This is a genomic window from Micromonospora sp. KC207 (genome assembly GCF_004348615.1).
Taxonomy (GTDB): Bacteria; Actinomycetota; Actinomycetes; order Mycobacteriales; family Micromonosporaceae; genus Micromonospora.
On sequence record NZ_SMKJ01000236.1, the window covers coordinates 1 to 11,541 of the forward strand.

Genomic DNA, 11,541 nt, shown 5'->3' on the forward strand with positions numbered 1-11,541 from the left:
GGTGAGCAGTCCCGGCCGGGTACGCCCGGTCAGCGGACCTCGATGGCCCCGCACGTGCACGAGGCGGTCACCTTGCAAGCCGTCGGTGGTGACGACTGCTTGCCTCAGCTGCTCCCCGGCCAGGGACCTGCCCGAGGCGACCGTCGCGCGGCTTCCCGAGTACCTTCGCGCCCTGCACAACCTCGCCGAGTCCGGCCACGAGACCGTCTCCAGCGAGGGCCTGGCCAGCGCCGCCGGGGTCAACTCCGCCAAGCTCCGCAAGGACCTGTCCCACCTCGGCTCCTACGGCACCCGGGGGGTCGGTTACGACGTCGCCCTGCTGGTCGAGCAGATCGAGTTCGTGCTCGGGCTCACCCAGCGGCGGGCCGTCGCCCTGGTCGGAGTGGGTAATCTCGGTCACGCCCTCGCCGGCTACGACGGCTTCGCCAGCCGAGGCTTCCGCATCGCCGCGCTGCTGGACGCCGACCCGGGACGGGTCGGCGAGGAGATCAACGGCCTGGTCGTACGGCACGTCGACGAGCTGCCCCGCGTCGCCGCCGAGGAGTCGATCGCGATCGGCGTGATCGCCACCCCGGCCCGCGCCGCCCAGGCGGTCGCCGACCAACTGGTCGCCGTCGGCGTGACGAGCATCCTCAACTTCGCGCCGTGCGTACTCTCGGTTCCGGAGGGGGTCGACGTGCGCAAGGTCGACCTCGCCATCGAGTTGCAGATCCTGTCCTTCCACGAGCACCGCAAGGCGTCGCTGACCGCGTTGCCCGCCGCTGGCGGGACCGCCCTCACGGCACTGCCCGGCGGGCTCGCGGCCACCGACCCCCAGGAGGCGATCGGCACGTGAAACTGCTCGTCGTCGGCGCGTCCTACCGCACCGCCCCCATCGCCACCCTGGAGCAACTGGCGGTCGGCCCGGCCGACCTCACCCGGACCCTGGACCATCTGCTCGCCCAGCCGTACGTGAGCGAGGCGGTGCTGGTCTCCACCTGCAACCGGGTGGAGGTCTACGCCGTCGTGTCCGGTTTCCACGGCGGCCTGGGCGACATCTGCGCCGTCCTCGCCGAGCGGGCCGGTGCCCCGACCGCGAGCCTGGCCAACCATCTCTACGTCCACTACGACGCCGCCGCCGTCGACCACGTCTTCCGGGTCGCCGCCGGGCTGGACTCGATGGTCGTCGGCGAGGCGCAGATCCTCGGCCAGCTACGCGACGCGTACCACTGGGCCAGCGGGGCCGACTCCGCCGGCCGGCTGCTGCATGAGCTGATGCAGCAGGCGCTGCGGGTAGGCAAGCGGGCGCACGCCGAGACCGGAATCGACCGGGCCGGCCAGAGCGTCGTCAGCGCCGCGCTCGACCTGGCCGCCGGGTACCTCGACGGTGCGCTCGCCGGCCGCCCCGCCCTCGTGGTCGGGGCCGGTGCGATGGGCGCGCTGGGCGTGGCGACGCTCTCCCGGCTCGGCGCGGGGCCGCTCACCGTGACCAACCGGGGGGCCGACCGGGCCGTCCGGCTGGCCGAGTCGTACGGGGCCAGCGCCGCGCCCATGGCCGGGCTGACCGACGTGCTCTCCACAGTGGACATCGTAGTGGCCGCCACCGCCGCCACCGAACCGGTCCTCACCCGTGAGGTGGTCACCCGGGCGCTCGCCGGCCGCGACCCCGACCGGGGCCCGCTCGTGCTGCTCGACCTCGCCGTTCCCCGCGACGTCGAGGCCGGCGTGGCCGGGCTGCCCGGCGTCGAGGTGATCGACATCGACCGGATGGCGGCGACCCTGGCCGGCGGTCCCGCCGCCGCCGACGCCGCCGCCGTCGAACGGATCGTCTCCGCCGAGGTCGAGTCCTTCCTCACCTGGCTGCGCGGCGCCGACGTGGCCCCGACCGTGGCCGCCCTGCGCGGCCGGGCCGAGGACGTGGTCACCGCCGAGCTGCGCCGGCTGGGCCAGCGCCGCCCCGACCTCAGCGACGACCAGCGCGCCGAGGTGGCCCGGACGGTGCACCGGGTGGTGCAGCGGCTGCTGCACCAGCCCACCGTGCGGGTCCGCCAGCTCGCGGCCGAGCCCGGCGGCGACCAGTACGCCGCGCTGCTGCGCGAGCTGTTCGACCTCCAGGTCCCGCAGACCTCGCCCGTCGACACCGTCCCCGACGTGGTCGAAACCGGCCCCACCCCGTACCCCGGAGGCGAGAGATGACCGCCCCCCTGCGCCTCGGCACCCGAGGCAGCGCGCTGGCGATGGCCCAGTCCGGCCAGGTCGCCGCGGCGCTCACCGCGGCGACCGGCCGTGAGGTCGAACTCGTCGAGGTGGTCACCGCCGGCGACCGCTCGTCCGCCCCCGTGCACCGGCTCGGCGTCGGTGTCTTCGTCTCCGCCCTGCGCGATGCCCTGGTCGCCCGCACCATCGACCTCGCGGTGCACTCCTACAAGGATCTGCCCACCGCGGCGGCTTCCGGGCTGCACATCGCGGCGGTGCCGCCCCGCCAGGACCCGCGCGACGCGCTGGTCGCCAAGGGTGGGCGCACCCTCGCCGAGCTGCCGCCCGGCGCCGTGGTCGGTACGGGCGCGCTGCGCCGCATCGCCCAGCTACACGCGCTCGGGCTTCAGCTGGAGGTCACCCCGATCCGCGGCAACGTGGACACCCGCCTGGCGCGGGTCCTCGGCCCGGACGCCGACCTCGACGCGGTCGTCCTGGCCCGGGCCGGGCTGGCCCGGCTCGGCCGGGCCGACGTGATCACCGAGACGCTCGACCCGATGCTCATGCTGCCCGCGCCCGCTCAGGGCGCGCTGGCCGTGGAGTGCCGGGCCGACGACCCCGACCTGGTCGAGCTGCTCGCGGTGCTCGACCACGCACCGTCCCGGGCCGCGGTCACCGCGGAACGGGCGCTGCTGGCCACCCTGGAGGCCGGGTGCAGCGCACCCGTCGCCGCCTATGCGGAACTCGCCGAAGGTGACGTCGGCGATGAGATCTACCTGCGCGGGGCGGTGATCAGCTCGGACGGCACGCGAGACCTCCGGCTGTCCCGCACCGGAACGCCCGCCGACGCGGCGGAGATCGGCAAGGCACTCGCCGCCGAACTCCTCGAGCTCGGCGCCGACTCGATCCTCGGCCTCGAAGGAAACGCCGGTCCGGGGACCCAGCAATTTGGGAGCACAGAATGACCCGCACCCGTAAGCCCGTAGGCCGCATCGCGTTCGTCGGGGCCGGCCCCGGCGACCCGGGCCTGCTGACCCGCCGGGCGCACGACGCCCTGGTCGACGCCGACCAGGTGGTGTACGACCGGGGAGTCCCCGAGTCGCTGCTCGACGCCGTCCGTGCCCAGGCCAAGTCCGACGCCCAGTTCTCCCCGGCCGAGGGCGTGCCCGGTGACGTGGCGAAGGTGCTGATCTCGGCCGCGAGGTCCGGCCTGAACGCGGTCCACCTGGTCGCCGGCGATCCGTTCGGCCACGACTCCGTGGTCAAGGAGGTGCAGGCCGTCGCCCGGACCGCCGCGCACTTCGAGGTGGTGCCGGGTGTCGGGCAGGCCGAGGGCGTCGCCACGTACGCGGGCGTGCCGCTGCCGGGTGTGCGCACCGCCGCCGACGTCGAGGACGTCACCACGCTGGACTTCGACGCGCTCGCCGCCGCCGTCGGCCGGGGCTCGCTGGCGCTCGCCGTGGACGCCGGTGACCTGGCCGCGATCCGCGACGGCCTGCTCGCCGCCGGGGTCGACGGCACCACCGGCGTCGGGGTGACCGGCGACGGCACCGGGGAGACCCAGTACACGACCACGTCGACCGTGGACTCGTTCGTCGCGGCGGCGCTCGGCTTCACCGGCCGGGTCGTGCTCACCGTCGGCGAGGGCGTCGGCCAGCGCGACAGGATGAGCTGGTGGGAGAACCGCCCGCTGTACGGCTGGAAGGTGCTCGTCCCCCGCACCAAGGAGCAGGCCGGCGCGATGAGCGCGCGGCTGCGCGCGTACGGGGCGATCCCGTGCGAGGTGCCGACCATCGCGGTCGAGCCGCCGCGTACCCCCGCCCAGATGGAGCGGGCGGTCAAGGGCCTGGTCGACGGCCGGTACGCCTGGGTGGTCTTCACCTCGGTCAACGCCGTCCGCGCGGTCTGGGAGAAGTTCGCCGAGCACGGCCTGGACGCCCGGCACTTCGGCGGCGTCAAGATCGCCTGTATCGGCGAGGCCACCGCGGACGCCGTCCGCGCGTTCGGCATCCAGCCGGAGCTGGTCCCCGCCGGGGAGCAGTCCTCCGAGGGGCTGCTCGCCGAGTTCTCGCCGCACGACGAGATCCTCGACCCGGTGGGCCGGGTGCTGCTGCCGCGCGCCGACATCGCCACCGAGACCCTCGCGGCCGGGCTCACCGAGCGCGGCTGGGAGGTCGACGACGTGACCGCGTACCGCACGGTCCGGGCCGCCCCGCCGCCCGCCGAGATCCGGGACGCGATCAAGTCGGGCGGGTTCGACGCGGTGCTGTTCACCTCGTCCTCCACGGTGCGGAACCTGGTCGGCATCGCCGGGAAGCCGCACGCGCGTACCGTTGTCGCCGTGATCGGGCCCAAGACGGCGGAGACCGCGACGGAGTTCGGTCTGCGGGTCGACGTCCAGCCTCAGCACGCCTCGGTGCCCGACCTTGTGGAGGCGCTCGCCGCCTACGCCGTCGAGCTGCGCGAGAAGCTTGCCGCCATGCCGGCCAAGCAGCGCCGGGGCTCGAAGGTGCAGGGGCCGACCGCCCTGCGGTTCCGCTAGTCGTACCGGCCACACCAGGTCGTACAGGGAGGCCCCTCATGCCGTACCCCGAGATCCGGCCCCGCCGGCTGCGTCGCAACGCGGCCGTGCGGCGGCTCGTCTCCGAGACCCGCGTCGACCCGGCCGAACTGGTCGTGCCGATGTTCGTCAAGGAGGGGCTGACCGAGCCCCGGCAGATCGCGTCGCTCCCGGGGGTGCTCCAGCACTCCCGGGACTCGCTGCGCAAGGCCGCCGCCGAGGCGGTCCGGGCCGGCGTGGGCGGGATCATGCTCTTCGGGGTGCCCGAGCGGCGCGACGCGACCGGCTCCGGCGGGATCGACCCGGGCGGCATCCTCAACCTCGCCATCGCCGACGTGGTCGCCGAGGTCGGCGACGCCACGGTGGTGATGAGCGACCTGTGCCTGGACGAGTTCACCTCGCACGGGCACTGCGGTTTGCTCACCCCCGACGGCGAGGTGGACAACGACGCCACCCTCGCCGCGTACGCGGAGATGGCGGTGGCCCAGGCCGCCGCCGGGGTCGGGATGGTCGGCCCGTCCGGGATGATGGACGGCCAGGTGGGCGTGGTCCGCCGGGCCCTGGACGCCGCCGGTCACACCGACGTGGCGGTGCTCGCGTACGCGGTGAAGTACGCCTCCGCCTTCTACGGCCCGTTCCGCGACGCGGTGGAGTCGTGCCTCGACGGGGACCGGCGCACCTACCAGCAGGACCCGGCGAACCTGCGGGAGTCCCTGCGCGAGGTCGCCCTGGACGTCGCCGAGGGCGCGGACCTGGTGATGGTCAAGCCGGCCCTGCCCTACCTCGACGTGGTGGCGGCGGTCCGGGCCGCGGTAGACGTCCCGGTCGCCGCCTACCAGGTCTCCGGCGAGTACGCGATGGTCGAGGCCGCCGCCGCGAACGGCTGGATCGACCGGGAGCGGGTGATGCTGGAGACGCTGACCTCGATCCGGCGCGCCGGGGCGCAGATCATCCTCACCTACTGGGCGGCCGAGGCCGCCCGCCTGCTCCGCCAGCGTTACTGAAGGCGCCTGCCACCACCGCCGCGCGCCAACCACTTCCGTACGGCCGACGGCCCGTCACCTGACGAGAAGCCGGGTGACGGGCCGCCGGGGAGACGCCGGAGGATCAGTCGTCGTTCGCGATGGTGCCGATGGCGAGCGGATCGGCCAGGTGCAGGCCCGGAACCCCGGCCACCAGCAGGTTCACCTTCTCGTCGGACTCCCGCTTGCGGTCACCCCGCACCGTGACCGCGAAGGCCAGCGAGGTCTGCCCGGCCGGGAGGCGCTTGCAGCCGACGTACGGGTCGTAGTCCGACCCGGCCCGCGCCGTGGTGCCGTACGTGGCGGCGCAGATCAGGGCGGGCTGGGACAGCGGCCGGGACACGGTGACGGTGAAGGTGAGCGGGCGGGTGCCCTTGTCCCCCTCGGCCACCGTCGCGTCGGCGACGCTCAGCGACGCGCGGGACCGGAACCGGGCCACCTGCGGGTCGTGGTCGCTGGAACCGCGCGACCCGTCCCCGGTGAACTCCGCCGGCCAGTCGGCGTTGACGTGCGCCGCCCGCACCTGGACCAGTTCGTCGCGCAGCGCGTCGTTGACGAACAGGTGGTCGAGCGTCTGCGCCTGCCCCTGGAAACTGTACGAGTACGCCGACGACGGCACGTCGGCGACCAGGTCGTCCCAGAGGTTGTGCAGGCCTGCGTCGTACAGCGCGGCGAGCTGGTCCGACGGGGTCGGGTCGGCCCCGGTGGCGATCGGATCGTCGGGGCGGGGGAAGACGTTCAGGTCTCCGCCGTACACCACCCGGGAGTTCCGGTCCGCGTTGTGGATCGCGGTGACCAGCGCGGCCCCGTACCGCGCCTGCTCGGTGCGCTGCCCGACCCGGCTGTCCGGCCCGGACGAGAAGTGGTTGCTCAGCGCCCACAGGTGGTATCCCTCGGACCCGCCCGGGGTCGCCTTGACCCAGAACCTGCCTAGCTGCGGGGCGCGGGTGTAGACGTTGTTGCCGTCCTTGCCGGTGGAGGTGTCGGTGTCGGCCGGCAGCACCGCGTTGAGCGCCTTCGGGTTCTGTACGTCCGCGTTGGACGGCAGCCCCTCCGACCGGTACGGCACCACCGGTGCGGAGCCGAGCAGCGGGTCGGTGGCGGTCGCCTCGGCCAGCGACAGCCGGTCGGTGCGGTACAGGAACCCGGCGGTGATGCCCCGGGCGTCCGCGCCGGTCCGGTCGTACGCGGCGGCGTACGCCGGCCCGCCGGCGGCGGCGACGGCGAGGGCCAGCTCCTGAAGGGTGTCCGGCGCGCCGTCGGCGTCGTTCGTCTCGCCGCAGACCAGCGCGCCCCCGGAGACGGAGCAGATGTCCTGGTCCTCGGCCTCCTGCACCAGGATCAGGTCCGGCGCGTGCAGGTCGGTGCGGATCTGGTCGGCGAGCGAGGTCAGGTGCTCCCGGTAGTCGGCCTCGCTGGCCGGCACGTAGTCGAACGGCGGGCTGACCCCGGTGCACCCGGCGTTGCCGGTGAAGTCGCAGCCGTCGAACGGGTCGTCCCGGTGGTCGTACAGGTTCTCCACGTTGTAGGTCGCGACCGCGATCTCCCGCGACCGGTCGGCCGGCTGCGGCGGGTTGTTCCGCGACGGGTCGGCCCCGGTGGCGAAGGCGGCCCGCTCGACCTGGACGCCGTACTTCTCGAACGAGTAGTAGAGCGCGCCGTACGCGTCCTCGGTGAGGGTGTCGAAGGTCCGCGCCGGCGGCAGCAGGGTGGTGCTGTCCCCGGCGGTGGCCTTGACGCCCATGGTGCCCAGCATGATCCGCTGACCGTTGCCGTCGTCGAAGCGGCGGGTCGGGTCGTTGTCCAGCGGGTGCGCGTCCCGGAAGACCCGGCGGGCGTACGCGTCGGAGCGGTCCAGCAGCGGGTCGTCCCGGTCGACCACCCAGACCTCGGAGTCTGCGGTGGACGAGAACACGTCCCGGCCGCTCACCGCGCCGCTGCCGGCCCGGACCTTCAGCCGGGCGCCCTCGTGCCGCTCCCAGAACCGCTCGGCGGTGGGCAGGTCGGCCGGGGGCACAGCGTCGTCGACGGCGACGACGGCGTTCACGTCGAGCCCGGAGGCGAGCTTGCGGACCAGCGAGGCCCCGGAGAGCTGGGTGAGGTTGTAGTACTCGGACACCCGGGCCCGCAGCACCACCTCGTCGCCCACCGTCGGCACGTAGCCGCCGATCAGCGACGTGAACGAGCCCATGAAGACGAAGATGCCGTCCGAGGACCCCGGATCGCCGTCGGTGGCGTCGGCGCGGCTCTGTAGGAAGAAACCGCGCTGGTCGGCACCGGCCGAGGTGCGGGCCAGGGTGAGCTGGGTGATCACGCCCCGCACGTCGTACAGGGTGCTGCTGGCGCCGTTGCCCGAGGCCGGCGCGAGCGGCGACCGGTCGGCCGGGCCGGACTCGGCGTCGGTGGTCGGGCCCTGCACCTCGCCGACGGTCAGCTCCCGGGTCACCGTCACGGCCAGCGCGCAGGTGGCGGTGGTGCCGTCCGCGTCGGTCGCGGTCAGGGTCACCGTGTACGCCCCGGCGGCCAGGTCGGCGCTGGTGGCGACCGTGGCGCGGGCCGTGCCGCCGACGGCGTCGGCCGGGGTGAACCCGGTCCGGCTGATCGTGCCGGTGGCCGGGGTCGGGCTGACCGAGGTGACCGCCAGGTCGACGACCCTGTCGTCCGGGTCGGTGGCGGTGGCCTCGCGGCTGGCGGCGGTGCCGGCGGCCGTGGTCAGCGCGCCCCCGCAGGTGACGGTGGCGGGCTGGTCGACCGGGCCGCCACCGTCGACGGTGTGGGTGCCGAGCCCGTCGAAGGTGTCGGTGGCGAAGCCGGCCCACTGGGCAGCCGGGTCGAAGGCGCCCGACGGGTCGGTGTCGCCGGAGGTGACCGTGGGCAGCCGGCGCAGCGTGTTGTCGGCGGTGCTGGTGACGCCGGTGCCCCACTCGGTGCCCGGATCGACGCCGACCTGGCCGATCGAGTCGAGGACGACGTCGCCCCGGCGCAGCACGATCGCGTCGTCACCGTTGAACAGGCTGGCACCGGTCGTCTGGTCGGCCTGCGCGAGGACCGCCGGCGCGGCCGAGGCGGCGGCGAACACGAACGTGTCGCCCGCGGCCACGGTCCCGGTGAGCGCCAGGGTGGTGGCCGTGGTGTTGCCGTTGAAGTAGAGCTGGAGCTGGTATCCGCCGGCGGTGAGGTCGACGGGGGCACCGGTGCCGTTGTACAGCTCGATCGCCTTGTTGTTCGACGAACCTTCGACGTACTCCGAGATGAACAGGTCGGTGGGCGCGGCGCTGGCCGCGGTGGGTGCGACGCCGATGACCGGAATGGTGACGGCTACGGCGGTCGCGAGCGCGGCATATCTGCGGCGCGGGCGCATGGGGCCTCCACGATGGGTGGACGTGAACGAACGCACGTTAGGCGGCGGCGCTGTCCGCCGTCCATCCCCCGCGGGGCGCTTTGGTGAATAGCCGACTCAAGAAATGGATGACCGGGCCAACGGCTTTGGTGAACAGGGCTCAACGGGGGGCGTCGAGCCGGTGCACCAGTTGGGCCACGTCCACGCTGTACTCGCACCACTCCCGGTCCGGGCGGTACCCCAGCTCGGCGTTGACCTTCAACATCGCCTCGTTTGCCTGGGCGTTCCAGGTCTGCACCTCGGTCAGCTCCGGCTCGGCCGAGCGCAGCTCCAGCAGCATCCGGGCCTTGATCGCCCGGTCGATGCCGTAGCCCCGGTGCTCCTGCACCACGATCGTGTCGTACTGATCGGCGCGGGTCGGGTGCTGCGCCGGCACCACCACCTCGGTCAGCCCGGCGACCTCGCCGGTCCGTTCGTTCGTGGCGAGCACGATGTAGGGCTTCATGCCCCGGCGGTGCAGCGTGTCCAGGCTGTCGCGTAGCCGCTGCGGGTCGTACGAGCTGGGACGGAGCTCGCCGTCGTCCACGTCGCGCACCTCGGCCTTGGCCCGCGCGTACGCCTCGATCAGATCGTCCGGGGGACCGCCCGGGCAGAACTGGACCTGGTACCCCACGCCGACGCCGGTGGCCATGTCGGCCAGCGCCGACCAGTCCACCGCGGACAGGTCGAGCACGCTGCGGGTCTCCACGTACTCCCGGGAGAAGCCCAGCGCCTGGTAGAACGCCACGGACGGGGTGTCGCCGACGACCTCGACCCCAATCGACTGGAAGCCCTCCTGGTAGACCCGGCGGGCCGCCAGGCGGACCAGGTCCCGGCCCAGGCCGGTGCGGCGCACCGACGGATGCACCAGCACCTCCAGCACCCCGATGTCGCCGAGCAGCAGCACGTGGACGTGGCCGAGGATCGGGCCGGACCCGCCCCCGGTGGCCGGATCGGCCTGGGCCACCCAGGAGATCCGCCGCTCGCCGGGCATCACCTCGGAGAGGTATTCCCGCAGGAAGTTCTCCCGCCAGGGCGGGTCCTGCGGGAGGTCGGCCACCAGCACCGCGTTCAGCGTGTCCACCAGCGACGCTATCTCGGCGGACGACGCGGTCCGGGGGTCCCACTCGCGCACCATCACTCGTCTAGCTTGCCGCTTACGGCAGCTTGACGGAAGTGTCCAGTTCTCCGATGGGCCCGGATTCTCCGATATGCCCGGACGATCACCTCACGTGCGGCTGGCCAGCCCATACGCGTTGGCCTTGTCGAAGACGTCCTGGGCGTACCGGCGCACGTCGTTGTACGAAAGGATGGCCCCCCACCAGTCGCCCGGAACGGTCATGTTCCGGCCGCCCTTGCAGAGGTAGTTGCCGGCGGCCAGGGCCGCGTCGTCCAGGTCGTGCGGATCCCTACGGCCGTCGTTGTCGGCGTCCGCGCCGATCTCCTGCCAGGTGGTCGGGATGAACTGCATCGGCCCGATCGCCCGGTCGTAGACGGTGTCCCGGTCGTACTGCCCCCGGTCGGTGTCGGTGATCCGCTGCCGGCCGCCGTTGCCGTCGAGCGGATCGCCGATGATCTCCGGGAGGGCCCGCCCGCCCTGGCCGAGGGTGGCGCCGTTGGCCTGACCGTGGCGCGACTCGACGTACCCGATGGCGGCGAGGGTCGTCCAGCTGAGCTGGCAGCTCCGGTTGGTCTGGGCGAGCGCCAGCTCGGCATAGCCGTATGCCTGCATGGCCACCGGCGAGATGCCGACTTTCGCCCCGGTCTGCTGGGCCCACGCGGCGAGCGCGTCCGCCGGCCGGCCGGTCGGCGTCGGTACCACCGGGCCCGCGCTCGCGCCGGACGGCAGCGGGGTGGCCGACCCGCCGGGCAGCAACCCGTCCTGCGGTGCCGCCGTGCCGACCCCGGACGTGCCGCCGGTGGCGTCCACCGCCACCGGCCGGGACTCCGGCGCGGACGCCGGCACCAGCATCGCGCCGGCCGCGACGGTCCCGGCGACCAGGGCGAGCAGGAACAGGCCGGGCAGGGTGAGCCGCCCGCTCGGGCGGCGGGACCAGGCCCGGGTGGCGCGGACGGTGGCGATCGCGGCCTGCCGGGCCGGAGGCATGCGTACGGCGTGGGCGAACGGCACCCGGCGCCGGCGGGCCAGCCCGGTCGGCTTCCCGACCTCGCCCGCGGCCTGCTCGGCGTCGGCCGGTTCCGGCGCCTCGGCCGCTGCCGTGGAACCGCCCGACCCGGTGCCGCCGTCCACAGGCTCGGGCTTCTGCGGCTCCGAACTGGTCGTCTCCGGCTTCGCCTGCTCGGGTTTCGCCTGCTCCGGCTTCAGCGTCTCCGGCTCGGCCGGAGTAGGTTTCGCCGCCTCGCGACCGGCGGCCAGATCGGCGGCCGGTCGCGCGGTGTCGGCG

At 73.9% G+C, this 11,541-nt stretch carries 8 protein-coding genes; 5 read left to right on the forward strand and 3 right to left on the reverse strand.

What is annotated here, in order from left to right:
- The first annotated feature begins 88 nt into the window (after positions 1 to 88).
- Genes E1258_RS24405 through hemB form a run of 5 tightly spaced genes read left to right on the forward strand, consistent with a single transcriptional unit; the run spans position 89 to position 5,739 of the window.
- On the forward strand, positions 89 to 835 hold the full coding sequence (locus E1258_RS24405) for a redox-sensing transcriptional repressor Rex (RefSeq protein ID WP_243715659.1): 747 nt from the start codon (positions 89 to 91) through the stop codon (positions 833 to 835).
- A complete protein-coding gene (locus E1258_RS24410; RefSeq protein WP_132405226.1) occupies positions 832 to 2,175 on the forward strand; it encodes a glutamyl-tRNA reductase in 1,344 nt (447 codons plus the stop codon). Before E1258_RS24405 ends, E1258_RS24410 begins: the two co-directional genes overlap by 4 nt.
- Positions 2,172 to 3,140, forward strand: coding sequence for a hydroxymethylbilane synthase (gene hemC / locus E1258_RS24415; protein WP_132405228.1), 969 nt, complete (start codon positions 2,172 to 2,174; stop codon positions 3,138 to 3,140). The genes E1258_RS24410 and hemC overlap by 4 nt, the downstream gene beginning before the upstream one ends.
- The gene (locus tag E1258_RS24420) at positions 3,137 to 4,717 is read left to right on the forward strand and encodes a uroporphyrinogen-III synthase (protein WP_132405230.1); all 1,581 of its coding nucleotides are present in this window, start codon (positions 3,137 to 3,139) and stop codon (positions 4,715 to 4,717) included. The genes hemC and E1258_RS24420 overlap by 4 nt, the downstream gene beginning before the upstream one ends.
- A gap of 38 nt (positions 4,718 to 4,755) precedes the next feature.
- Positions 4,756 to 5,739, forward strand: coding sequence for a porphobilinogen synthase (gene hemB / locus E1258_RS24425; RefSeq protein WP_132405232.1), 984 nt, complete (start codon positions 4,756 to 4,758; stop codon positions 5,737 to 5,739).
- A 103-nt stretch (positions 5,740 to 5,842) separates the two neighbouring features.
- On the opposite strand, the gene E1258_RS24430 is transcribed toward hemB, so the two are convergent.
- From E1258_RS24430 to E1258_RS24440, 3 genes are all read right to left on the reverse strand, one after another.
- Positions 5,843 to 9,118 (reverse strand): lamin tail domain-containing protein, encoded by a 3,276-nt coding sequence (locus E1258_RS24430; RefSeq protein ID WP_132405234.1) that lies wholly within the window; start codon positions 9,116 to 9,118, stop codon positions 5,843 to 5,845.
- Positions 9,119 to 9,257: 139 nt separating this feature from the next.
- The gene (locus tag E1258_RS24435; protein ID WP_132405237.1) at positions 9,258 to 10,274 is read right to left on the reverse strand and encodes a GNAT family N-acetyltransferase; all 1,017 of its coding nucleotides are present in this window, start codon (positions 10,272 to 10,274) and stop codon (positions 9,258 to 9,260) included.
- A gap of 90 nt (positions 10,275 to 10,364) precedes the next feature.
- A partial coding sequence (locus tag E1258_RS24440) for a lytic transglycosylase domain-containing protein (protein WP_132405235.1) occupies positions 10,365 to 11,541 on the reverse strand: 1,177 nt, incomplete at its 5' end.

Excerpts from the sequence above, each read along its gene's own strand:
- hemC (WP_132405228.1), top strand. The coding sequence starts at position 2,172 with ATGACCGCCCCCCTGCGCCTCGGCACCCGAGGCAGCGCGCTGGCGATG.
- E1258_RS24420 (WP_132405230.1), top strand. The coding sequence starts at position 3,137 with ATGACCCGCACCCGTAAGCCCGTAGGCCGCATCGCGTTCGTCGGGGCC.
- hemB (WP_132405232.1), top strand. The coding sequence starts at position 4,756 with ATGCCGTACCCCGAGATCCGGCCCCGCCGGCTGCGTCGCAACGCGGCC.
- E1258_RS24430 (WP_132405234.1), bottom strand. The coding sequence starts at position 9,118 with ATGCGCCCGCGCCGCAGATATGCCGCGCTCGCGACCGCCGTAGCCGTC.
- E1258_RS24435 (WP_132405237.1), bottom strand. The coding sequence starts at position 10,274 with ATGGTGCGCGAGTGGGACCCCCGGACCGCGTCGTCCGCCGAGATAGCG.